This is a genomic window from Stenotrophomonas sp. 22LJNL06-5-1 (assembly GCF_056861455.1).
This window is the reverse complement of sequence record NZ_JBSPUE010000001.1, coordinates 467,997-491,538: the sequence shown is the minus strand read 5'-3', so window position 1 is coordinate 491,538 and position 23,542 is coordinate 467,997. Positions and strand designations below refer to the sequence as shown.

Below are 23,542 nucleotides of genomic sequence, written 5' to 3'. Positions count from 1 at the left end.
CGGGGTCAGCCGATGTGGACGCGCTCGGCGCCTTCGGCGGTGACCACCTGGCCGATGGTCCAGTGCTCCAGGCCCTGCGCCTTGACTGCGTCGGACACCGCGGCCACCTGGTCCGGCGCCACGATCAGCACGAAGCCGATGCCGCAGTTGAAGGTGCGCCACATCTCGCTGTCGGCTACTGCGCCTTCCTTCTGCAGCCACTGGAACACCGGCGGCAGGGTCCAGGACGAGGCCTGGATGTCCAGGCCGAGGCCTTCGGGCACCACGCGGATGATGTTCTCGGTCAGGCCGCCACCGGTGATGTGGGCCATGCCGTGGATGGCCTCGCCGTGCGACTTCAGCAGCGACAGGATCGGCTTGACGTACAGGCGGGTCGGCGCCATCAGCGCATCGACCAGCTTCACGCCGCCTTCCAGCTCCAGCTCGGCCGGGCGGCCGGCACGGTCGTAGATCCGGCGCACCAGCGAGTAGCCGTTGGAGTGCGGGCCGGACGAGGCGATGCCGATCAGCACGTCGCCGGCAGCCACGCTGGCGCCGTCCTTCAGTTCGCTCTTCTCGACCGCGGCCACCGTGAAGCCGGCCAGGTCGTACTCGCCCGGGGCATACATGTCGGGCATTTCAGCGGTTTCGCCGCCGATCAGTGCGCAGCCGGCCTCGGTGCAGCCGTTGGCGATGCCGCCCACGACCGCTGCGGCGGTGTCGATGTCCAGCTTGCCGGTGGCGAAGTAGTCCAGGAAGAACAGCGGTTCGGCGCCCTGCACCAGCACGTCGTTCACGCACATGGCGACCAGGTCGATGCCGATCGTATCGTGGCGGTTCAGCTGGTGGGCCAGCTTCAGCTTGGTGCCCACGCCGTCGGTACCCGACACCAGCACCGGCTCGCGGTACTTGTTGGACAGGTCGAACAGGGCGCCGAAGCCACCCAGGCCGCCCATCACTTCCGGGCGGAAGCTGCGCTTGACCAGGGGCTTGATCCGCTCGACCAGCTCGTTGCCGGCGTCGATGTCGACACCCGCGTCACGGTAGGTGAGGGGGGAGGGGGCGGAAGACGGGGTGTTGGTCACGGGCGTCGGCGCTGGCAGGGGTTGAACGGGCGATTTTAACAGGCCGCATTGGCGCAAAGGCCGTATTCGGGCAACAATTCCCCCGGATACGTCGAGCCAATGGATGTCCTGATGCGCCGCAGCCTGATTCTGACCCTGCTCCTTGCGCTGAGCCTGCCGGTGGCCACGATGGCCCAGAGCGGCCTGCGCACCGAGGGTGATGTTGCCACCGCCACTGGCGCGTACGAGGCCGAAGTGCCCGTCAACAGCCAAGCCGAAGCCGACCGCAACGGCGCGCTGGCCCGCGCCTTGAGCGTTGTACTGGGCAAATTGTCCGGCGATCGCAGCGTGATGTCGCGCCCTGGCGTGGCGCAGGCGCTGCGCAATGCCAAGGATTACGTGGCCAGCTATGACTACAAGCAGGACCAGAGCGTGAGCGCCAGTGGCGCCCCCAGCTTCCGCACCCTGCTGGTGGCCCGCTTCCGCGAGGACGATGTCGACTCGCTGGTGTCGGCGCTGGGCCTGCCGCTGTGGCCGCAGCCGCGCCCGAAGCCGGTGCTGTGGCTGGCCGTCGACGACGGCAGCGGTCCGCGCCTGGTCAGCGTGCAGCAGGCCAACGCCGCCCGCCCGTTGCTGAACCGCGCCATCGAGCGCGGCTACAAGCTGGGCCTGCCCAGCGGTGGTGCCGCCGAACAGGCACTGGCCGGTGCCATCTGGCGCCAGGACAGCGCCGCCGTGGCCCGCGCCTCTTCGCGCTACTCACCGCCGATGCAGCTGATCGGCAAGCTGTACCGCGCCAACGGCGGCTGGCAGGCGGACTGGGTGTTCGTCGACAACGGCCGTGAGCTGAACAAGTGGACCAGCAAGGATGCCAACGCGATGCGCGCGATGGCCGCCGGTGCCGATGGTGCCGCCGATGCGCTGGTCAAGCGCTATGCCAAGGCCGGTGCGGCCGTCGGCCAGGCCGGCACCTACCGGGTGGTGGTCACCGGCATCAACAGTGCCGATGACTACCTGCGCCTGGCTGCCGGCCTGCGCGAGGTACCGGTGGTGCGCAACGTCACCCCGCTGCACGCCTCTGCCAGCCAGCTGGAGCTGAGCCTGGAGATGACCACCGGCCTGGCCGGCTTCAACCGCATGCTGGGCGACAACGGCGTGCTGGTGCCGAGCGCACCGCTGCCGGCCCTGCCGACGCCGATCGATGACACCACCGGTACCCCGGTGGCCCCGCCGGTCAGCAACGAGTACCGCCTGCGATGACTCTGACCCCGGAAGCAGAAATCGCGCAGTTCCTGCGCCGCCTGAAGTACATCCTGTTCGCCGGCATGATCGGCTGGGTGGTGTGGTTGCTGGCGCCGATCCTGACCCCGTTCGTGCTGGCGCTGGCGCTGGCCTGGCTGGGTGACCCGCTGGTGGACCGCATCGAGGCCACCGGCCGCTCGCGCATGACCGGCGTGGTGCTGGTGTTCGCGGCGATGGTGCTGGTGATCGTGGCGCTGCTGCTGGTGCTGGTGCCGATGATCGAGCGCCAGATCACCACCCTGATCGCGGTCGCGCCGCAGGCACAGGCGTGGTTGATGGAAAAGGGCATCCCCTGGTTCGAGCAGAAGACCGGCCTGGAAGTGATGCAGTGGATGGATCCGGACCGTCTGATCGAATGGGTGCGCAGCCACTGGCAGCAGGCCGGCGGCTTTGCCACCACGTTCATGGGCTACGTCTCGCGCTCGGGTTTTGCGATGGTGACCTGGGTGGTCAACATCCTGCTGCTGCCGATCCTGGCGTTCTACTTCCTGCGTGACTGGGACAAGCTGGTCGAGCGGGTGGCGTCGGTGATTCCGCGCAACCAGATCGGCACCATCAGCGCGCTGGCGCGTGAGTCCAACGAAGTGCTGGGTGCGTTCATCCGTGGGCAGTTCCTGGTGATGCTGGCGCTGGGCGTGATCTATGCCGGTGGCCTGTCGCTGGTCGGCCTCAAGCTGGGCCTGCTGATCGGCCTGATTGCCGGCCTGATCAGCTTCATTCCCTACCTGGGCGCGACCACCGGCATCCTGATGGCGGTGGTGGCCGCGCTGGTGCAGGCGCAGGGCTTCGACCTGAAGCTGCTGATCCTGGTCGGCGTGGTGTTCACCGTGGGCCAGCTGCTGGAGAGCTACGTGCTGACCCCGCGCATCGTCGGCGACAAGATCGGCCTGCACCCGGTGGCGGTGATCTTCGCGGTAATGGCCGGTGGCCAGCTGTTCGGCTTCCTCGGCATGCTGCTGGCGCTGCCGGTGGCAGCGGTGACCAACGTGCTGCTGCGCTACGCGCACCAGCGTTATCGCCAGAGTGAACTGTACGTGGGTGAGAAGCCGGCGATCGTGCTTGATGGCGTGGTCGACGCCCCCCATATCATCATTCCGAACGACAAGGGCCCCGACCTGAAGTGATGGGTGTGCCGCAACTGCCGCTGGCCCTGCATTACCCGCGGGACCAGCGCCTGGAGACCTTCATCGGCGCGCCGGATGGCGCGCTGGCGCAGCTGCGCGCGATCGCGGTGGGTGCCAGCCACGATTGGGTCTACCTGGAAGGTGCGGCGGGCACGGGCAAGACCCACCAGGCGCTGGCGATGTGCTCCAGCGCCGAGCAGGCCGGGCGCCTGCCGACCTACGTGCCGCTGGCCAGTGCCGCCGGCCGCGTACGTGCGGCACTGGATGGGCTGGAGGCGCGCGAACTGGTCGCGTTGGACGGTCTGGACGAGGTGGCCGGCAACCGCGAGGACGAGATCGCACTGTTCGATTTCCACAACCGTGCGCGCGCTGCGGGCGTGACCGTGCTGTACACGGCGCAGAAGGCGCCGGAAGAGCTGGGCCTGGTACTGCCCGACCTGCGTTCGCGGCTGGGCCAGTGCGTGCGTGTGTTGCTGCAGCCGCTGGACGAGGAGGGGCGTGCAGCGGTGCTGCGCGAGCGCGCGCTGCGGCGTGGGCTGGCGATCGACGAGGCGTCCATCGAGTGGCTGCTGTCGCACACCGGGCGCGAGCTGGGTGGGTTGATCACGCTGCTGGACTGGCTGGACCGCGAGTCGTTGGCGGCGAAGCGGCGGATCACCGTGCCATTCCTGCGCCAGGTGCTGGAAGAAGGCCGGCCTCGTTACTGAGGGATGTTGTTCGGCAGGGCTGCGCCCTGCACCCGCAGAAGCCGAAGCAACGTCAACGTCAACGTCAAAGGCTGGCTTCCTGAGGGGAGGCGGGGTGGCTCAGGTTGCGGGGACGGCGCAAGTACGTCCCTGTAGCCTCGATCGCGCCATCCATGGCGCTCACGCCCCCGCAACCTGAGCCACCCCGCCTTCGACAGATTTCCGCGATCTGCCGGGACTGCGTACTGCACTGCTGTTGGTGGATGTCGACCTTGGTCGACACGTGTCTTGCTTGTGGTGGGTGACGACCGTTGGTCGTCACCAGAGCGAGCGCAGCGAAGCGATCCGCTTTCGATTTTCTTTCTTTCTTCCGTGGCTGGACCCGCCCGGCCAGCTCACAATGCCAGTCGACTAGCAGTCGACTCTACGCGACCAGCCACGAGGGGCTCAGCCGTTCGCCGCCAACTCCACATCCAGCGCGCGCAGGCGATCCACAGTGCCGACATCGGTCCAGCGCCCGCGATGGTGCTGCCCCGTCATCAACCCCTGCGCCATGAAGTGCTTCTGCAGCGGCACCACCGAGAACTTCGGCGGCATCCGCTCGCTGCCCGGCGCATCGCCGATCACCGCGCGCCAGTCGGCCACGATGGAAGGGCGATACACGCCGATGCCGGCATAGGTCAGGCACGGCCCTTCGCGGTCGTGGTGCAGCAGCCCCTGCGCATCGAGGCGGTAGTCACCGTCCGGGTGTTGCGCCGGATTGTCGACCAGCACCAGGTGGGCCTGGCCCTGCGGTTCGCGGGGCAGTGTGGCGAAATCGAAGTCAGTCCAGATGTCGCCGTTAACCACCAGGAACGGGGCGTCGCCCAGCACCGGCAACGCGTTGAGGATGCCGCCGCCGGTTTCCAGCGGGGTCTGCCCTTCATACATGAAATGCAGGCGCAGGCCCCATTGGCTGCCATCACCCAGCGTCGCCGGGAACTGCTCGGCCAGCCATGCGGTGTTGACCACCACCTCGCGCACGCCGAGTTCGGCCAGGCGTTCCAGCTGCCAGACGATCAGCGGCTTGCCGGCCACTTCCAGCAGCGGCTTGGGCGTGTGCAGGGTCAGCGGGCGCATGCGCTCGCCGAGGCCAGCAGCAAAGATCAGTGCCTTCATCGGGCCACGCGCATCGGTGCGGCCAGCTCGGCCAGCGCCGGCTTGATGCGGTATTCCAGCAGTTGCTGCAGCGGTGCCAGCTCGCGGTAGCGCGGCAGCACTTCATCCAGATAGGTGATGAAGCGCGGTGCGTCGTCGAGGTAGTGGCCCTTGTTGTCGCGGTAACGCAGGCGGCAGAACAGGCCCAGGATCTTCACGTGGCGCTGGATGCCCATCCAGTCGGCATCGCGCAGGAAGGTGGCGCGGTCGGGCACCGGCAGGCCGGCGTCGCGGGCGCGCTGGTGATACTGCGCCAGCCACTCGTCCACGCGCTGCAGCGGCCAGCTCAGGAACGCGTCCTTGAACAGGCTCATCGCATCGTAGGCGATCGGGCCGCGCACCAGGTCCTGGAAATCCAGCACCGCGGGGCCGTCGTCGACCGGCATCAGATTGCGCGGCATGTAGTCGCGGTGGGTCATCAGCTGGGCCTGGCCCAGCGCGTTGTCCATCAAACGGCGGTGTACCAGCTGCAGCCCTTCAATCTCGCCGCAGTCCAGCTCCAGGTTCAGGTGGCGCTGCAGGAACCATTCGTCGAACAGGCCGACATCGCGCTGTAGCAGCGCCTCGCCGAACTGGCCGAAGTCGGCCGGCACCGGGATCGCCTGCAGGCGCAGCAGCTGTTCGATCGAACGGCCGAACCATTCGTCAGCATTGCGCTCGTCGAGGATCTTCGCCAGGGTCGGGCCGCCGAGATCTTCCAGCAGCAGGAAGCCGGCATCCAGATCCTGTGCCAGCAGCGCGGGCACACGCAGGCCGTTGTCGTGCAGCAGGCCGCGCATGCGCAGCCACGGCCGCGGATCTTCCAGCCCCGGCGGGGCGTCCATCACGATGTGGCTCCCGCGCGTGCTGGTGGTGCGCCAGTAGCTGCGCATGCCGGCATCGACCGAGGCGCGTTCGACCACCGCGCTGGCATCATCGAGCTGGGTACGGGCCCACTGCAGGCGCTGCGCGCTGCGCTGGGGGTCGGAGGCGGGTTCGGTCATGCAGGCATATCCGGGCGCGCCGGGCGCGCCTTCGTCGGGAACAGGAAAGGAAGGGGAGCGGGGTCAGCGGCGGCCGCTGAACAGGCGCAGGACGGCCAGCACGGCCACCGCACCCACTACCGCACCGAGGAAACCGGCCGGCTCACCGGGGGCGTACCAGCCCATGTACTGGCCGAACCAACCGGCCACCAAGGCGCCAATGATGCCCAGCACGATGGTCAGCAGGCAGCCCATGCGGTTGTTGCCGGGCATGAAGAAACGCCCAAGCAGGCCAACGAAGAAGCCGACCAGGATGATGTAGATCCAGCTGCTGCTGCCGAACAGACCATTCATGCGCGCGATTTCCACCAAGGGTGGACGCAGCCTAGCAAGGCCAGGCTGCGTCCGTCACGGTGTGCCGTAATCAGCAGCAGCCGTGGTCGCCGTGGCGAGTGCCACTGTCGGCAGCCACCGGCGAACCGCTGGTCTCGCCGCGCAGGCTGGCGGCGTAGTGCTCGCTGATCACCTTGGACACGCAGGCGGTGACCTTCTTGCCCATCGGGATGTGCAGGAACTCGTTCGGGCCGTGCGCATTGGAGTGCGGGCCGAGCACGCCGGTGATCATGAACTGGGCGCCCGGGAATTTCTCACCCAGCATGCCCATGAACGGGATCGAGCCGCCTTCGCCCATGTACATCGCCGGCTTGCCGAAGAAGGCCTGGCTGGCGTCGTCGATGGCCTGGGTCAGCCACGGCGCCATGGCCGGGGCGTTCCAGCCGGTGGAGGCCTTTTCCAGATCCAGGGTGACCTGCGCGCCGTTCGGCGGGTCACGCAGCAGCGCTTCCTTCAGCAGCTCGCCGCAGGTCTTGCCATCGGCGGTCGGCGGCAGGCGCAGCGACAGCTTCACCGAGGTCTGCGGGCGCAGCACGTTGCCGGCCGATTCCAATGCCGGCATGCCACCGACGCCGGTGACCGACAGCGCCGGGCGCCAGGTGCGGTTGAGCACCAGCTCGGTCAGGTCCTCGTTCATCGGACGCAGGCCGTCGACCATCGGGAACTTCTCGAAGATCTCGGTATCGACCACTTCGGCGGCGCGCTTGGCCTGTTCCTGGCGCTCGGCCGGGATCTCAACGTTCATGCCGTCGATCAGGATGCGGCCGGTGTCCTGGTCCTCGATGCGCGACAGCAGCTGGCGCAGCAGGCGGAAGCTGGACGGCACCACGCCGGAGGCATCGCCGGAATGCACGCCTTCGTTGAGCACCTTCACGGTGAAGTTGCCGCCGGTCAGGCCGCGCAGCGAGGTGGTGCACCACAGCTGGTCGTAGTTGGCGCAGCCCGAATCCAGGCAGACCACCAGCGATGGCTTGCCGATGCGGTCGGCCAGATGGTCGACGTAGGCCGGCAGGTCGTAGCTGCCGGACTCTTCACAGGCTTCGATCAGCACCACGCAGCGGGCGTGCGGCAGGCCCTGGGCCTGCAGCGCCAGCACGGCGGCCAGCGAGCCGAAGATGGCGTAGCCGTCGTCCGCACCGCCGCGGCCATACAGCTTGTCGCCGCGCAGGACCGGGGTCCACGGGCCGAGGTCGTCGTCCCAGCCGGTCATTTCCGGCTGCTTGTCCAGGTGGCCGTAGAGCAGGATGGTGTCGTCGCCGGTTTCGGCGCCGGTAGCCGGAATTTCCAGGAAGATCAGCGGGGTACGGCCTTCCAGGCGCACCACTTCAACCTTCAGGCCGGGCAGCTGCTGGGCCTTGGCCCAGTTCTCCATCAGCGTGACCGCCTGTTCCATGTAGCCGTTCTGCACCCAATTGGCGTCGAACATCGGCGACTTGTTGGGAATGCGGATGTAGTCGACCAACTGCGGGACGATTTCGCTGTCCCACTTGTCATTGACGAATTGGCCGAGCTTGGCGCTGTCCATCTGAAACTCCGGTTGCATGGGCTGATCCGGCCATTCTACGCCTGTGCCACGGGTAGGGTTTTTCCTACATCACGTCGGGTATTTGGCTGGCTTTTAGAAATCCAGGAAACCGATAGGCTGTGTGCATGTGGTGACGGACACTGTTCCTGCCGACGGGATTGCCGGTCGGGACGGCCAGAATCACAAGGAGATACACGTCGTGCCTTGGAGTGTCGTGTTGAGGGCACTGGTGCTGGTCGTGTGGATCGCTGGGGCGCATGCCGCCGAACCGATCGACATCAACCGCGCCGATGCCCAGGCGCTGCAGCAGGGATTGACGATGGTCGGAGCCGCCAAGGCCGAGGCGATCGTCGAGCACCGGCGCAGACACGGCCCGTTTCATCGCGTCGAGGACCTGACGCAGGTGAAGGGGATAGGGAAAGCAATCGTCGAACGGAATCGACAGCGGATCACCGTAGGCAACAGGTTGTTGCCGGCGGATCCGGTACCCGGATCGGTACCGGTGCGAACCGTACCGAGGCGCTGACAGCAGGAATCGTCGGAACCGGCAGGAGGCTGGTTCACCGGTCACGGACAGGACGCCCGTGACCACCGACCGCCGCAGGACGCGGCACCAATCACCAGGATGGTGGCATCACAGACCTGTGGAAGGGGCTGAGATACAAACAGGACAGACGCGGCCGCGTGCAGGATGCAACGCTTCCCCCACAGCGCAGGATGCGAGGGGGCGGCAGCAGGCCGACAAGGACGTAACGATTGCCCGGTACGACACATGGCTGTGTCGCCGGGCAGTTTCATTTCCGGCGCCTGGTTTTGCCGCGGCCACCACGGGCCGATGGTGTACGGTGGCCGCACCGCATGGAAAGGACCCCCGCTGGATGCTTCTGCACCGCCCCTCGACCCTGATGCTCGCCCTTGCACTGGCCCTGCCGCTGCTGGCCCATGCCGCTGCGCCGACGCCGGCTGCCAAGCCTGCAGCTGCCGCAGCCAGCACCGCCGAAGTGCGCGGACCGACCGACCTCAAGCCGGGCGAATACCTGTGGCATCCGGAAATCTCGCCGACCGGCCCGATCGTGCTGGTGGTCAGCCTCGATGAGCAGCGCGCCTACGTGTACCGCAACGGCATTGCCATCGGCCTGACCACGATCAGCTCGGGCAAGGCCGGGCACGAGACGCCGACCGGCGTGTTCACCATCCTGCAGAAGGACAAGGACCACAAGTCCAACCTCTACAACAGCGCGCCGATGCCGTACATGCAGCGGCTTACCTGGGACGGCATCGCCCTGCATGGCGGCAGCCTGCCCGGGCATCCGGCCTCGCACGGCTGCGTGCGCCTGCCGCAGGCCTTCGCGCAGAAGCTGTTCAGTGAAACCCAGCGCGGCGATACGGTGGTCGTGGCCGATGCCAAGAGCTCACCGATGACCCTGGCCTATCCGTCGGTGCTGGCGCCGGTGAACGCGCGCGGCCAGGCCCTGCCGGAGACCGAGGGCGGCGCCCCGGCACAGGCCTGGTGGGATGACGCTGCGGCGCCGGCCGGGCAGGTCGGCATCCTGGTCAGCCTGCACGACCAGCGCCTTTACGTGCTGCGCGATGGCGTGATGATCGGCGAGTCGCCGTTGAAGGCCGACGCGCTGCCGGCGTTCCAGGGCACCACGCTGTTCGTGATGGGGCAGGGTTACAGCGATACGCCCAGCCCGTTGGACGTGAACCAGCGCCTGCACCAGTGGACGGCCTATCCGCTGCTAGGCCAGGACCGCGCCCAGGCCACCCCGGACCTGCTGGCCACGCCCTCGCTGCCGATGGCGCTGCCGACCGATTTCGCTCGCCAGCTGTACCAGGTGCTGGTGCCGGGCACGACCCTGCTGGTGACCTCGCTGCCAGCGGTCCGCCCAAGCCCGGCTGAATCCGGAATGCAGCCGGTCTTGGAATCCGAGCCGCCAGGGTCCACCCTCAGGGGCAACTGAGTCCCCTCGTTGTGCCCATGACTGCATCCCGCCTGTGCCGGCTGGCCGCGTTCGGCCTGCTGGCGACCTCGGCCAGCGCCCCGGCGCTGGCACAGACGCCCGCCCTTGCCACCAGCGCCGATGATCTGGCTGCCTTACTGTCGCGCAGTGCGCCCAAGGCAGACCGCCACGTGTTGCAGCTGGCGGCGCACGCCATGCGCTGTGCGCTGCAGCGGCCGGAACTGGGCATCAATGGTGATCGCCTCAGCGTGATCGACTATTCGCGCCCGTCCACTGAGCCGCGCCTGTGGGTGTTCGACCTGGCCCACCAGCGACTGCTGTTCGAGGAATGGGTGGCGCATGGCCGCAACAGCGGCGAGAACCGCACCGAGCACTTCTCCAACCGCGATGGCAGTTTCATGTCCAGTCTCGGCGCATTCACCGCGCAGGAGACCTACATGGGTGGCAATGGGTATTCGCTGCGCCTGGCCGGCCTGGAACCGGGCTTCAACGACCGCGCGCGTGACCGAGCGATCGTCATCCATGGTGCGCCTTACGTGAACCCGGCTACCGCGCAGTTGCAGGGGCGGCTGGGCCGCAGCCTGGGTTGCCCGGCGGTGCGGCTGTCGGTGGCCAGGCCGCTGATCGATGCGTTGCGTGGCGGCACGATGGTGTTTGCTTACTACCCCGACCAGGATTGGCTGAAGCACTCGCAGCTGCTGGCCGGCGGGTGCGGTGGCGAGGGCACGCTCGCCACGCGGTGATGCACGACGGCGCGCGGCATGATGCAATGCGCCGATGAATATCGACTCCCTGCTGCACACTCCGAGCCAGGTGATCTCCAGCCTGGACTACCGCCGCGAACGCTGGCGCAACGGCCTGGGCTGGACTCGCGAGATCCTGCGTCTGCCCGCGCAGGGTGATGACTGGGCGCTGCGCCTGTCGGTGGCCGAGATCGAGCAGGATGCGGCGTTCTCCGCCTTCCCCGGTGTGGAGCGTGAACTGGTGCTGCTGCAGGGCAATGGTGTGCGTCTTCGCTTCGAGGATGGCCGTGTGGCCGAGGTTCTGCCGCCGCACGGGCGCGTGCGCTTTGCCGGCGAGGAAACGCTGCACGGCGAACTGGTCGATGGCACCACCCACGACTTCAACCTGATGTGGAAGCGCGAGCTGCTGCAGGCCGAACTGCTGCACCGGCCACTGGTGGGCGCGATGTTCTTCTTCTGCGAACCGGGCGTGGCCTGGGCACTGCATCTGCTGGCCGGTCAGGCGGAGTTCGGTGCCGACAGCGGCCTGCCGGCGCTGCAGGCGGGCGATACCGCGTGGTTGGCGGCCGGTGAACGACAGCGGCACGCGTTGCAGGGCGGTGGCGAGTTGCTGGCGATACGGGTCAGTGCAGCGGCGGAATGATTCCTGGGTGCCGGTGGCTCAATCCACGCATGGCGTGGATCTACTGGTGTGGTTGCCACCATGCCTGGACACGCCGCGCAGTAGATCCACGCCATGCGTGGATGCGGCCGCCTCAATACACATCGCGCCGGTAACGGCCGGCCAGCAGCAGTGCTTCCTTGCCCGCAACACCCAACACCTGCTCGATCACCGCATCCACCGCCGGGGCCATGCCCTGCAGGCTGCCGCAGACCAGGATCGTCGCGCCCTCATCCACCCACTGCCGCAGCGTTGCCGCTTCGGCCAGCAGCCGGTCCTGCACATAGCGATGCGCGCCGCCATCGCGGCTGAATACCGCATCCAACCGCGCCAGCGTGCCGTCTTCCAGCATCGCCTGCAGTTCTTCGCCGAAGTGGAGGTCGTGCGCGGCGGTACGCTCACCGAACAGCAGCCAGGTACGGCGCGCGCCCTGCTGGGCACGTTCGTGCAGGTGCGCGCGCAGGCCGGCAATGCCGGTGCCGTTGCCGATCAGCAGCAGCGGCACATCGGCGGGCACGCCATGGAAATTGGCGTTGCGGCGCAGCCGCAGTTGCACCGGTTCGCCGATGGCCGCGTGGTCGCACAGCCAGCCGCTGCCGATGCCGGGTGTTCCATCGGCGCGCACCTGGCGGCGCAGCAGCAGCTCCACCGCACCGTCGGCCATCACCGAGGCAATCGAGTACTCGCGATGCGGCAGCGGTTGCAGGGTCGCCAGCAATGCAGGCAGATCACCCGGGGGAACCAATGAGGGCAGGTGCGAGCGCGCGACGCGTGCCAGCAACGTCTGCCCGTCATCCAGCACGATGTCCGCGTCAAAGCGTTGTGTGTCCAGCCAGGCACGCACGGTGTGCGATGCGTGTTGTGGGCCGATCTCGGCGATGTCACCGGCCTGCCATTGCGCATCTGCATCGGCTGGGGGCTGCAGGCGCAACCAATACACGGGGCCGCCGGGGCTGCCCGGGTTCAGATGTTCGCGTTGCAGCAGCGTCCACGGCTGGTACTCGGCCGGACTCCAGTCGGGCAGTTCGCTGGCGCCATCGCCGAGTTGACCCAGCAACTGCTGCCAATGACGCAGCGCCGCCGGATCGGCGTTGTCGACTTCGATCGCATCGAACAGTGGATGCGCGCCGTGCTGGCGCAGCCATTGGTCGAGCTGGTGGCCGAATCCGCAGAAGTGGCCATAGCTGCGGTCGCCCAGTGCGAGCACGCCGTAGTGCAGATGCTGCAGCGAGGGCGGCGTGGCCATCACCCCGCGCAGGAAGGGCAGGGCGTGGTCGGGGGGATCACCTTCGCCGGTGGTGCTGGCGATGAACAGCGCGCGCTGGCTGTCGGCCAGCAACACGGCGCCGACCTCATGCAGTCCGCGCACGCGCACGGGCACACCGGCACCGCGCAGGGCCTCGGCACTGCGTTCGGCCAGTTCGCGGGCAAAGCCGGTCTGGCTGGACCAGACCAGCAGGATGGGCGCGGTGTCTCCGGTTGCGGCATCGTCGTGCGGGCGCCCCCGCCACCACAGTGCAGCGCAGGCCAGCGCATACAGCACCGTGGCGAGCACCGCGATCTGCGACTGCCGCGCCGGTGGCGCGCCCTGCCACCAGGTTTCGCCCAGATGCAGGCGCAGCAGCGCCCAGCCGATCACTGCCAACAGGAACAGAACCAGTGCGTTGCCAAGCCACGCGCGCGATGGACGTGCGCTCATGCGTCCTGCTCGTCGAGCAGGCGCTGGAAGGCGCTGCTGAGACATTCCCGCGGGCCGTCTGCAGCACGCTGCAGGTAGCGTGCTGCCAGTCCTTCGCGCTCGGCCAGTGCCATGCCCTGTTCGCGACCGAGTACAGTCAGTGCGGTGGCCCAGGCATCGGCGTGCATGGCGTCGTCGGCCACCACGGTGACTGCCGCGGCGACCTGGCGCACCGGTCTGCCCGATCGCGGGTCCAGGCTGTGGCTGTAGGCCTCGCCACCGGCCTGGTACTGGTGCCAGCGATCGCCGGAGGTGGCCACCGCCTTGCCGTCCAGCACCAGCACCCGTGGTGGGGTATCGGTGTGTGCATCCTCTTCCGGTGCGGACTCCACCAGCACGCGCCACGGTTGGCCATCCGGCTTGCGGCCATAGCCGGCCAGTTCGCCACCGACTTCGATCAGCGCTGCTGCGATGCCTTCTCCACGCAACCAGGCGGCCACGTGATCGACGCCGAAGCCCTTGGCGATTGCAGAGAGATCCAGTTCCAGCCCGCCCGGTTGCAGCAGCGCATTGCCCTGCCACTGCAGGCGCTGCCAACCACAACGCTCACGCGTGGCCTGCAGGGTAGCGTCGTCGGGCTGGCGGCGTTCACCGGCATGTGCACCGAAGCCCCACAGGGCAACCAGCGGACCGAGGGTGGGATCGAAGGCGTCGCCACTGGCCGAAGCGATGGCCTGTGCGCAGGCCAGAACGCGGCGGGTCTCAGCCGGCAGCACGCACCATTGGCCAGCGTCGGCGCGGTTGTAGCGGCTCAGGTCCGAACCGGGCTCCCAGGTGCTCATCTGCGCGACCACCTCGTCCAGCCGCGCCTGGATGCCAGCATGCAGCGGGTGCAGGTCGCGCTGGCGCGGCGCGACCAGCGACACGCTCCAGGTGGTGCCCATGGTGGTGCCACCGAGGCGGGCGATATCGAGCAGGGAATCGGTCATGGTGGTGTGCTGCAGATGCGATGCCGGGGCTGCCCGGCATCGCGGTCCACGTCATTACTGCGGCAGTACTTCCAGCGTGGCGACGTAGCTCAGGCGGCGCTTGGCGGCTTGCTTCACCGACGTCTTGTTGTCCTCGGTGCCGGTTTCCAGCCAGTACATGCCGGCTTCCGGCCAGGTCACCTTGATCTCGCCCTTGGCATCGCTGGTGACCTTCAGTTCGTCCTGCGCGTTGCGGTAGCGGGTACCGCCACGCACGATCTCGAATTCCAGGCCGGCGGCAGGCTTGCCATCGACCAGCACACGGAAGGTGGCTTCCTCGCCAGCGAACAGATCGTTCGGGTGGCCGACGGCGACCAGCTCGATGCCACGGTTGGTCGGCTTCAGCGCAGTATCGTTCGGCGCGCCGTTGGTGACGAAGGTCTCCACGCGACCGACTGACTGGCTCACTTCCAGCTTCTTCGCATCCTTCGGCAGTTCGCCGAAGGTGGCAACGCTGCCGCGCCAGCGCTTGCGCTCTCCGTTCTGCTCGTAGGTGGCGAACAGGCCATCGTTGACCGACGCGATGCGGTAGGTGCCCGGCTGCTTCAGTTCGATGTCGAACACGCTGCGGTACTTGCCGGTCGACGCGTTCTGCGGCTGCACGGTGCTGCCGTCCGGTGCGGTGATCACCAGCGATTCCAGGCGCAGCGGCACGTGGTTGAAGTAGAACAGATCGTTGGAGACCGCACCGTCGACGGTGATCCACGGCGCGTTGCCGGCGATCACGGTCTGCGAGGGCAGCAGCCAGGCCTTGTGGGCCAGGGCGGAGAAGGGAAGGGCAGCGGCCAGAGCGGCGGCGAGGACGAGCGTGCGCTTCATGCGGAAGACTCCAGTGGATGCGGGGTGATGCGACTAGGGCGAGGGGATTACGACTTAATCCCCTCCGTCCCCTTTTCAGGGTTTGACGGCGAGGGTGACCTGGCCCAGTTCGGTGGCGCCCTGCGCCTTGCCGTTCTGCGCGGCGGTGGCTGGCCAGGTGAAGGGGATCTTCAGCAGTTCGCGGCCGCCGACTTCGCGCACCGCTTCCACTACCAGGGTGTAGTTGCCCGGAGCCAGCTGCTTCAGTGCCGGCTGCTTGTCGTTGAACGACAGCGCGTGCTTGCCGGCCGGGCGGGTCGGACCCGTCACGCCATCCACCGGCACCTGCAGGGTGCGGCCGCTCTTGCGCCACCACTGGCGCAGGTCGGGCAGCCACTTGGTGCCATGGCCTTCGCTGTTGCTGGTCTGCTGGTACCAGACCGACAGGTTGGCCGCGACCTTCTGGTCGGCGCCTTCCAGCCACACCGCCACGTACGGGCGATGGTATTCGGCCACGTTGAGCTTGGGCACTTCGACGTTGATGTCGAGGGTGGTGGCATAGGCCGGCGAGGTGGCCAGCAGGCCGCTGAGGGCGATGGTCAGGGTGACGCGCATGGGGCGGCTCCGGAAACGAAGGAAAGTCAGTGGATCAGCAGCAGGGCGATCAGCAGCGGGATCATCAGGCCGAGGCCGACCAGCGGCCAGGTCATGCGCCGTTGCCGCGCATGCAGGTGCAGCAGGAACAGGCCGGTGATGCAGAACACCAGGCAGGCCACGGCGAACAGGTCCAGGAACCAGCCCCACGCCGGGCCGGCATTGCGGCCCTTGTGCAGGTCGTTGAGGTAGGACACTGCACCACGGGAGGTCGATTCGAACTCCACCGCGCCGGTCTCGCGATCGATGCTCAGCCAGGCGTCGCCGCCGGGGCGCGGCAGCGACAGGTAGATCTCTTCGGGTGACCACTCGGCCGGGCGGCCGCCGATGGCGATGCCCAGCTGCGTGTCCAGCCATTGCCGGGCAGGGCGCGGAATCGGTGCGTTGCCGTCCTCGCGCGTGCCCAGTTGGCCCAGTAGCGCAGCCGGCAGTTCCAGATGCTGGTTCTGCACCTCGGGCTTGGCCTCGATCTTCGCGGCATGGTTGAGGGTCAGGCCAGTCACCGCGAACAGCAGCATGCCGATCAGGCACACCGCCGAGCTGATCCAGTGCCACTGGTGCAGCGTCCGCAGCCAGAAGCCACGGTTCTGTTGCTGCTGCACGGTGGAAGAGGCAGGACGGCTCACGGCACGGTTCGGGGCGGACGAGGACTGCCCATTACATCATTGATGAGAATAGCTCGCAATTGCGTGTCGTTCTGTATCCCTGGAGGGGAATTGCCGGCGGTTGGCCGGCGGCCGGCACCGTCGCTGATCAGTAGATCCACGCCATGCGTGGATGAAGCGGTGCCGACCAAGGTCGGCACCCACCAGGGTAGGGCGCGGCGATCAGAACTTCGCGTTGAGCGAGATCCAGTAGCTGCGCCGCTGGTCCTTGGTCGCGTAGTCGTCCACGCAGCTGAACTCACTGGGATTGAGCAGCAGGCACGACTGCGAAACGAAGTCCTTGTCGAACAGGTTGTTGACCCGTGCGTTGACCGTCAGCCACGGCGTGGCCTTCCAGCTGCCGCCGAGATGGAAGATCGTGTAGTCCTCGTAATAGCGCACGTGGCGGGTGCCGGCACTGTCGATGAGCGTATCGCGATAGCGGTCGTAGCGGCCCTCGCCAATCAGCGACACGCTGACCGCGTCATTGATCTGCCAGTTGAGGCTGGCATTGGCCATGTGCTTTGCCGGCGTGGTGCCTGAGATCGGGCGTCCCTTGTCAGGGCCGCTGGTCTGTTCGCTCTTGGTCCAGGTGTAGTTGCCGCGCAACTGCAGGTTGTCGAGCAGGTCGACATGACCGGCCAGTTCTGCACCGCGGGTCTCGGCCTTGTCGATGTTCACGCTCTGGGTGAAGGTGCTGTAGCCCAGTGCTGCCCAGCCTGGGCCGATGTCCACGCAGTAGCCGCTGCCGGCGCGGGCCACTTCGCAGTTCGGGAACGTGCCGCCGCTGGCGATCTTGTCTTCGAACTTGTTGAAGAAGCCGGTGACGTTGAAGCCCCAGCGCTGGCCTTCGTAGTAGGCGGCCAGCTCGTAGTTGGTGCTGGTTTCAGGCTTGAGGTTCGGGGAACCGACCAGAGGCAGCACGCCCTGGCCACCGAAGCCGGTGATGCCCGGGAACAGCTGGTCCGGGCGCGGGGTCTTGTAGCCGGTGCTGACGCCACCCTTGAAGGTCCACGCGTCGCTGGCGTTCCACACCAGGTAGCCGCGCGGGCTGACATGGCTGCCGAACACGTTGTGGTCGTCGTAGCGCAGGCCGAAGGTAGCGGTGAGGGTATCGGTCAGCGACCAGTTGTCCTCGGCGAACAGCGCCCACATGCGGTGCTTCTGCTTGGTGTTGCTGCGGTAACCGGCGCCATCCATGCCGAACACGCCGTCTATCATGTCGGTGTTGTTGTACTGGCCGCCAACGGTCAGCTTGTGCGCGCCGAAGTCGAGGTCGAGCATCGTGTCGAGCACGTAGCCTTCCAGTTCCATGGTGCGCAGCGGACGCGGCAGGAACGCCTGCAGGCGCGCCATCTCGCTCGGGTTGAGGGCGGCCAGGGCATTGCCACGGCCAGCCGCACAGTTGTTGGCGGCACCGGTGCGGCGGCAGACGTCATTCCACAGCGTCTGCAGGTTGGCGCGCTCGTCCAGGGTCAGCGGCAGCGAACGGCCCAGGTTGCTGCTCTTGCTGTGGGTCAGCGAGGTCTGCCAGGTGCCGAAGCTGTAGCGGCCCTGGTGGGTCAGCGACAGCTGATCACGCTCGTAGCGCTGGTAGGCGGTGTAGCCCACGCGCGGCTGCACCACGCGGCGGGTGACGGTGCCGCTGCCGTTCGGGTTCGGGATGACCGCATTGCCGACGCGCCACAGGCTGGCCAGGCTGTCCAGCGTGCCGGTCTGGCCTTCGCTGTTGTCGTACTTCTGTCGTGACACGTCGTAGTCCAGCCACAGTTCGTGGTCATCGTTGACGCGGAAATCCAGGCGTACGCCAGTGTTCCAGTTGGTGTTGGCCACCGACTTGCCACCACCACCGAAGCCGATGCTGCGCTCCCACAGGCTGCCGTCGGGCAGGGTCAGCGCATCCCACTCTGGATTGGAGGCCTTGGCGTCGTAGTAGCTGCCGCGCACCGCCAGGCTGAGGCGGTCCTTCAGCAGCGGGCCGCTGAGGTACAGGTCGGTGGTGCGTGCATCACCGAACTGGTCATCCTGCTGCACGGTGAAGCCCTGGGTCACGGCGCCGTGCCAGCTGTCCTGGTTGCGTCGGGTGATGATGTTGATCACGCCACCCATCGCGTCCGAGCCGTACAGCGTGGACATCGGGCCGCGCACGACTTCGATGCGTTCGATCGCGTCCAACGGCGGCAGGTAGGCGAACTGGCCGCCACCGAAGTTGTTCGGATACAGCTGGCCGACATTGCTCTGGCGACGGCCGTCGATCAGCACCAGGGTGTACTCGGACGGCAGGCCGCGCATGGAGATGGTGGCACGACCGTTCTTGTCGCTGGCTTCCAGGCCGACATCGATGCCTTCGACGTCGCGCAGCGCGTCGACCAGGTTGGTGTAGGGGCGCTTGCTGAGTTCTTCACGGCTGACCACGCTGATGCTGGCCGGCGCATCGATGACCTTCTGTTCGAAGCCGGAGGCGGTGACCACCACCTTGTCCAGCGTCTGTGGCGCGCCGGAAGCGTCACCGTGGGCGAAGGCAGGGGCGGTCATGGCCGCCAGCACGGCGCTGGTCAGCAGGGTACGGGGCAGGGACGAACGGACACGATGGCGCTGGGCCATGGCAGTAACCTCGAAGGATGCAGGGTGGTGCGATGCCAGGCGCGAACGGCGCGGCATGCACGGGGAGGCCCGGTCAGGGGCGGCAGGGATGAAGCAGGCAGCGGCGCGCGGGCACGACCGCGCAGGCGGTCACGCGGGGCCGTGAATCAGGCGAGCGGCGGCGCCTGGCCGCGTTGCTGGCGGCGCCCGGGCGCATCGGCCCAGGGCGTGTCCGGAGCGGCCAGCGGCCAGTCCGGGCGCACGCCGGGCATGGCCGGCGTGGCGGGAACGAGGTCGAGTTCAGTGCGCAGCCATTGGCTGGCCAGCAGCAACGGCGGGCGCGCCTTCTCGGCTGATCTCACCGGAGCGGCAGCACAGCGGCGCAGCTTGGCCGGTGCCTCTTCCTGCAAGGGGCCTTCGCCACCGCGCTCTTCCAGCGGCATCTGCACGGCCATTCCGGCCTGGCCGTGTGGCAGCAGCGGCAGGGTGCCCAGCAGCAAGGCCAGCATCGCCACCCACGCCAGCAGGCTGGCCAGCGCAGGACGCTGGCCGCGCATGGCGGTGCCCATCTTGCGATGGATGAGCGGACGAGGGCGAAGCGGGCGCAGCAAGCAGGGGTCCCCAGGGGTCTGCCGGCAGCGGCCGGCATCAACGGGGCGTGATTGTAATGAGAGCTGTTAGCTGTTGCAAATGAGAATGATTGCCAAAATGTCGCAGGCCAGCCCGACGGGGCTCAGACCTCGCTCCAGCGCCGCAGCAGGTTGTGGTACACGCCGGTCAGCTGCAGCACCGCCTCGGCGTCGCCGCCGGTCTGCCGCAGGCGCTCGATCGAGCCGTCCATTTCCCACAGCAGGCGGCGCTGCACATCGTCTCGGACCATGCTCTGCACCCAGAAGAACGAGGCCACGCGCGCGCCGGCGGTAACCGGCCGCACCTGATGCAGGCTGCTGGACGGGTACACGATCAGGTCGCCGGCGGGCAGCTTCACTTCGTGCTCGCCGTAGGTATCGCTGATGATCAGTTCGCCGCCCTCGTACTCGTCCGGCGCCGACAGGAACAGGGTGCAGGAAATGTCCGAGCGCAGCTGTTCGCCGTTGGCCAGGTTCATTACCGCGCCATCGACATGGAAGCCATAGGTGCCCCCACCGCTGTAGCGGTTGAAACGCGGTGGCAGGTATTTCAGTGGCAGCGCGGCGCTGAAGAACAACGGGTGCCGGGCCAGTGCGACGAGGATGATCTCGCCCAGTTCGCGGCGCAACGGCGAGGCCTCGGGCAGCTGCTGGTTGTGCTTGGCCTGCGCGCCCAGATGGCCGACCGTCTCGCGGCCATCGGTCCAGTCGGCGGCATCGAGGCGGCGGCGAAAGTCGGCCACCTGTTCGGCGCTGAGAATGTCGGGGATGTGCAGCAGCATGCGGGATTCCTCAGAGGGACGGCGGCGCGACCAGGGCGCGGACCTGTGGATGCGGCGACGCGGCCAGTTCCGGCACGATGTGCGCCATGAACGCCGGGCTGCCGTGGGCCAGTGCAAGCTGCAGCCAGTGCACGGCCTGGTCGATCTGACCGGCCTGCAGCAGGATCGAGGCGTAGTTGGCCTGGCCGCGGAAATCACCGGCTTCGGCCGCGCGCTGGTACCAGGCCAGCGCTGCCTGCGGATCGGGTGCGGTATCCAGGCCGTCTTCGAGGTGGCGGGCCAGCAGGTTCATCGATTTGGCATGGCCCAGGTGTGCGGCACGGGTGTACAGGGCCAGTGCCTGTGCGCGGTCCTGGGTCACGCCGCGGCCGGTGGCCAGCAGGTTGGCCAGGTTGTACAGGCCCCAGTCCAGCCCGGTGTCGGCCGCGCGCCGGTACCACACTGCGGCGAGTGTCGGGTCGGGCGCGGTGCCCTGACCCAGTTCGTGGCAGCGGCCAAGCATGTTCATCGCCATCGGCGCGCCGTTGTTGGCGGCGGTTTCGTACCAGAGCAGTGCCGCCGAGGCGTCCTGTGCGGTGCCTTTGCCTTCCATGTGCATCTGCGCGAGCAGCAGTTGTGCCTCGACCTGTCCGGCCTGCGCAGCGTCGCGCACGCGCGCGAAGGCAGCCTGCGGATCGTGCTGCAGCAGCTCGGCCAGAGCATCGCTGTCGATGGGGGTAAGGGTCGCCATGGGGTGAGTATCGCCGGAAACAAAAACGGCGGCAGGAGAACCCTGCCGCCGTGGTGGAGCGGAGCTACATCAGAACTTCACGTTCAGTGCCAGGGTGGCCGAGCGACCCGGGGCGATGCTCGCGTAGTGCGAGGCATAGGCCTTGGTGAAGTAGGTCTTGTCGGTCAGGTTCTGCACATTGAGCTGCAGGCTGATGTTGTCCTGGATCGCGTAGCTGGCCATCGCGTCGAAGCGGGTGTAGCTGGCAATCCACTTGGTGTTGGCCACATCACCGTACTGCTTGTCCGAGTAGAACGCACCGGCGCCGATGGTCAGGCCGATCGGGAAGCGGTAGGTGGTCCACAGGTTGGCGCTGTGCTTGGCGGTGTTCGGGAACACGTTGCCGTTGTTCGGGGAGACCACGTAGGTCGGGCAGGGCTGGCCACGCGGTACGCTGACGCCGCAGACGAAGCCGTTGTCCTTCAGTTCCGAGTCCAGGTAGGTGTAGCCACCGTACAGGCTCCAGGCGTCGGTCAGCTGGCCGGTGAAGCCCAGCTCGAAGCCGTTGATTTCCTTCTTGCCGGCATTCTGGCTGGTGCCGTTGTCGATGGTCACACGCGCGTTGTTCATCACGGTGTGGAAGATCGCTGCGGTCAGGTTCAGGCGCTTGTCGAACAGGTCCCACTTGGTGCCCAGCTCGAGGTTCTTGGTGTCCTGCGGCTTGAGGTCGGCCACGGCGGCGCTCAGGCCGTCCGAACCGTCACCACCGTCCATGCCCGGCGGGGTCGAGGAGGTGCCCCAGGACAGGTAGATGCTGCCGTTGGCGGCCGGCTTGAACACCACGCCGGCCTGGTAGTTCAGGAAGTCGTTGCTGTTGCGCACGCGGGTCGGTGCCTTGCCGGCCACCGGAGTGGTCAGGGTGGTGCGGAAGTCGTCGTAGCGCAGACCGAGGTTGATCATCCACTGCTCATTGAGCTCGATGGTGTCGAACACGTAGGCCGAGGTGGTCTTGGTGCGCTGCTCGACGTCCAGCGCCTTGTCGCTGCGGTACACCGAATGGGTGGCTGCCCACGGATCGCGCGGGTTCGGATTGGCGAAATCGGTGCAGTTGTAGCCGGTGGCCGCGCCCGTGGTCGGGCACTTGCTGTTGCCGGTGAGCGGGTTGCTGGTGCCCGGGGTCATCAGATAGCTGCCGCGGGTCATCTTCTCGTCGCTGTACTCCACGCCTGCGCTGTAGCTGTGCTTGAGCGCACCGGTCTGGAAGGCGCCGGTCAGACCCAGCTGGTCGGCGAAGCTCTTGACGTCGACGGCGCGGCTGTTGGTACGGCGCCACAGGGTGCCGTAGTTGTTCGGGTTGCCCTGGCTGTCGTCCGGCTGGGTCCACAGGTAGTCGTTGCTGGTGTTGCCCAGGCGCGCGATGTTGCGCAGCTTGTGGCCGCCGAAGTCATAGCTGGCGTCCAGGGTGCTGATATCGGCGCGGGTACGCTGGAAGTCACGGTCGACCAGGCCGTAATAGTTGTTGCGGTCCGGCACCATCGGGCGACCGTCGACCCACTTCGAGGCCGGCGCACCGTTCGGATTGCCGTACGGGAAACCACCCGCGTCCGGCAGGTCATCGCTCTGCATGTGGTAGTGGCTGGCGATCAGCTGCGCCGGGCCGTTCAGGCCGAACGCGATCGACGGCGCGATACCCCAGCGGCTGACGTTGGCGGCGTCACGGCCGGCGATGTCCGACTCGTGCTTCATCAGGTTCAGGCGGGCGGCGATGCCGTCGCCCAGCACGTAGTTGGCGTCCACGGTGCCGCGCGCGTAGCTGTCGGTGCCGATGCCCATGCTTGCGCTGGTCTCGTTCTTCAGCTTCGGCGTCTTGCTCACCAGGTTCAGGCTGCCACCGCCGGAGTCACGGCCGCCGTAGGCCGAGCTCGGGCCCTTGACCACTTCCACCTGCTCCAGGTCGAAGATTTCGCGGGTCTGCGAGCCGACATCGCGCAGGCCGTCGACGAAGACGTTGCTCTGCGAATCGAAGCCACGGATGAACGGGCGGTCACCGGTCGGGTTGCCACCTTCGCCGGCACCGAAGGTGATACCCGGGACCATGCGCAGCGCATCCTGCAGGTTGGTCGCACCGGTTTCGGCGATCAGCTTCTCCGACACGATCGATACCGACTTGGGGGTGTCCAGCAGTTCGGCGGTGAACTTCGGCGAGGACGGATTGAACCAGCTGCCGCGCACCTGCACCTTGTCCAGGTCGGTGGCCTTGCGGGAGCTGGCATCGGCGCTGTCGGCGGCCTGTGCGGCCAGCGGTGCGAAGCCGGCGGCCAGGGTGGCGGTAGCGAGCAGGGAAACGCGCGGGGCGTGCTTGCGGGACGTGATGTGGGTCATGGTCTGGGTGGCGGTGGCTTGGATCGGGAAAGGGCGAGGGCCGAAGCGCAGGCAG

Annotated in this window: 22 protein-coding genes; 7 read left to right on the top strand and 15 right to left on the bottom strand. The window is 67.4% G+C overall.

Features of this window, described 5'->3' with window-relative positions; all coding sequences use genetic code 11:
- Positions 1-5: 5 nt before the first annotated feature.
- Positions 6-1,064 (bottom strand): phosphoribosylformylglycinamidine cyclo-ligase, encoded by a 1,059-nt coding sequence (gene purM / locus AC13GF_RS02245; protein ID WP_094002053.1) that lies wholly within the window; start codon positions 1,062-1,064, stop codon positions 6-8.
- 99 nt (positions 1,065-1,163) lie between these two features.
- Here purM and AC13GF_RS02240 point away from each other — a divergent pair, with 99 nt between their 5' ends.
- The 3 genes from AC13GF_RS02240 to hda are packed head-to-tail and all read left to right on the top strand — an operon-like array spanning position 1,164 to position 4,176.
- Positions 1,164-2,303, top strand: coding sequence for a DUF2066 domain-containing protein (locus AC13GF_RS02240; protein ID WP_483003057.1), 1,140 nt, complete (start codon positions 1,164-1,166; stop codon positions 2,301-2,303).
- Positions 2,300-3,469 (top strand): AI-2E family transporter, encoded by a 1,170-nt coding sequence (locus tag AC13GF_RS02235; RefSeq protein WP_483003056.1) that lies wholly within the window; start codon positions 2,300-2,302, stop codon positions 3,467-3,469. Before AC13GF_RS02240 ends, AC13GF_RS02235 begins: the two co-directional genes overlap by 4 nt.
- Positions 3,469-4,176 carry a DnaA regulatory inactivator Hda gene (gene hda, locus AC13GF_RS02230; protein WP_032130359.1) on the top strand — a complete coding sequence of 236 codons (708 nt, stop codon included), beginning with the start codon at positions 3,469-3,471 and terminating at the stop codon, positions 4,174-4,176. The genes AC13GF_RS02235 and hda overlap by 1 nt, the downstream gene beginning before the upstream one ends.
- Before the next feature lie 426 nt (positions 4,177-4,602).
- Here the strand turns inward: hda and murU are convergent, their stop codons facing one another.
- The 4 genes from murU to AC13GF_RS02210 form a co-directional block, all read right to left on the bottom strand.
- On the bottom strand, positions 4,603-5,313 hold the full coding sequence (murU, locus tag AC13GF_RS02225; RefSeq protein ID WP_483003054.1) for an N-acetylmuramate alpha-1-phosphate uridylyltransferase MurU: 711 nt from the start codon (positions 5,311-5,313) through the stop codon (positions 4,603-4,605).
- The gene (locus tag AC13GF_RS02220; RefSeq protein ID WP_483003052.1) at positions 5,310-6,335 is read right to left on the bottom strand and encodes an aminoglycoside phosphotransferase family protein; all 1,026 of its coding nucleotides are present in this window, start codon (positions 6,333-6,335) and stop codon (positions 5,310-5,312) included. Before AC13GF_RS02220 ends, murU begins: the two co-directional genes overlap by 4 nt.
- 63 nt (positions 6,336-6,398) lie before the next feature.
- Positions 6,399-6,668, bottom strand: coding sequence for a GlsB/YeaQ/YmgE family stress response membrane protein (locus tag AC13GF_RS02215; RefSeq protein WP_483003051.1), 270 nt, complete (start codon positions 6,666-6,668; stop codon positions 6,399-6,401).
- 70 nt (positions 6,669-6,738) lie between these two features.
- A complete protein-coding gene (locus tag AC13GF_RS02210; protein WP_010483606.1) occupies positions 6,739-8,232 on the bottom strand; it encodes a M20 family metallopeptidase in 1,494 nt (497 codons plus the stop codon).
- 199 nt (positions 8,233-8,431) lie between these two features.
- Between AC13GF_RS02210 and AC13GF_RS02205 the strand changes: the two genes are divergently transcribed.
- The 4 genes from AC13GF_RS02205 to AC13GF_RS02190 all read left to right on the top strand — a co-directional run bounded on the left by AC13GF_RS02205 (position 8,432) and on the right by AC13GF_RS02190 (position 11,582).
- Positions 8,432-8,758 (top strand): ComEA family DNA-binding protein, encoded by a 327-nt coding sequence (locus AC13GF_RS02205; RefSeq protein WP_012510302.1) that lies wholly within the window; start codon positions 8,432-8,434, stop codon positions 8,756-8,758.
- A gap of 352 nt (positions 8,759-9,110) precedes the next feature.
- Positions 9,111-10,196, top strand: coding sequence for a L,D-transpeptidase (locus AC13GF_RS02200; protein ID WP_483003049.1), 1,086 nt, complete (start codon positions 9,111-9,113; stop codon positions 10,194-10,196).
- A 17-nt stretch (positions 10,197-10,213) separates the two neighbouring features.
- Complete coding sequence (locus AC13GF_RS02195) at positions 10,214-10,939, top strand: murein L,D-transpeptidase catalytic domain family protein (RefSeq protein WP_483003047.1); 726 nt, start codon at positions 10,214-10,216, stop codon at positions 10,937-10,939.
- Between the two features lie 34 nt (positions 10,940-10,973).
- The gene (locus AC13GF_RS02190; protein WP_483003046.1) at positions 10,974-11,582 is read left to right on the top strand and encodes a HutD/Ves family protein; all 609 of its coding nucleotides are present in this window, start codon (positions 10,974-10,976) and stop codon (positions 11,580-11,582) included.
- 112 nt (positions 11,583-11,694) lie between these two features.
- On the opposite strand, the gene AC13GF_RS02185 is transcribed toward AC13GF_RS02190, so the two are convergent.
- From AC13GF_RS02185 to AC13GF_RS02140, 10 genes are all read right to left on the bottom strand, one after another.
- Positions 11,695-13,299 carry a sulfite reductase subunit alpha gene (locus AC13GF_RS02185; RefSeq protein ID WP_483003044.1) on the bottom strand — a complete coding sequence of 535 codons (1,605 nt, stop codon included), beginning with the start codon at positions 13,297-13,299 and terminating at the stop codon, positions 11,695-11,697.
- Entirely contained in the window at positions 13,296-14,267 is a 972-nt protein-coding gene (locus AC13GF_RS02180; RefSeq protein WP_483003043.1) for an FAD:protein FMN transferase, read from the bottom strand. The genes AC13GF_RS02185 and AC13GF_RS02180 overlap by 4 nt, the downstream gene beginning before the upstream one ends.
- Before the next feature lie 54 nt (positions 14,268-14,321).
- Positions 14,322-15,125, bottom strand: a complete 804-nt coding sequence (locus tag AC13GF_RS02175) for a DUF4198 domain-containing protein (protein ID WP_483003041.1) — start codon at positions 15,123-15,125, stop codon at positions 14,322-14,324.
- 75 nt (positions 15,126-15,200) lie between these two features.
- The gene (locus tag AC13GF_RS02170) at positions 15,201-15,719 is read right to left on the bottom strand and encodes a DUF2271 domain-containing protein (RefSeq protein WP_004147429.1); all 519 of its coding nucleotides are present in this window, start codon (positions 15,717-15,719) and stop codon (positions 15,201-15,203) included.
- Between the two features lie 26 nt (positions 15,720-15,745).
- The gene (locus AC13GF_RS02165; protein WP_407626434.1) at positions 15,746-16,384 is read right to left on the bottom strand and encodes a PepSY-associated TM helix domain-containing protein; all 639 of its coding nucleotides are present in this window, start codon (positions 16,382-16,384) and stop codon (positions 15,746-15,748) included.
- A gap of 201 nt (positions 16,385-16,585) precedes the next feature.
- Positions 16,586-19,006, bottom strand: a complete 2,421-nt coding sequence (locus tag AC13GF_RS02160; protein ID WP_483003040.1) for a TonB-dependent receptor domain-containing protein — start codon at positions 19,004-19,006, stop codon at positions 16,586-16,588.
- Between the two features lie 146 nt (positions 19,007-19,152).
- Positions 19,153-19,554: a hypothetical protein gene (locus AC13GF_RS02155; RefSeq protein WP_483003039.1), complete on the bottom strand. Its 402-nt coding sequence runs from the start codon at positions 19,552-19,554 to the stop codon at positions 19,153-19,155.
- Between the two features lie 164 nt (positions 19,555-19,718).
- A complete protein-coding gene (locus tag AC13GF_RS02150) occupies positions 19,719-20,396 on the bottom strand; it encodes a Fe2+-dependent dioxygenase (RefSeq protein ID WP_483003038.1) in 678 nt (225 codons plus the stop codon).
- A 10-nt stretch (positions 20,397-20,406) separates the two neighbouring features.
- On the bottom strand, positions 20,407-21,126 hold the full coding sequence (locus AC13GF_RS02145) for a tetratricopeptide repeat protein (RefSeq protein ID WP_483003037.1): 720 nt from the start codon (positions 21,124-21,126) through the stop codon (positions 20,407-20,409).
- A 69-nt stretch (positions 21,127-21,195) separates the two neighbouring features.
- Positions 21,196-23,487: a TonB-dependent receptor gene (locus AC13GF_RS02140; protein ID WP_483003035.1), complete on the bottom strand. Its 2,292-nt coding sequence runs from the start codon at positions 23,485-23,487 to the stop codon at positions 21,196-21,198.
- Between the last annotated feature and the right edge of the window lie 55 nt (positions 23,488-23,542).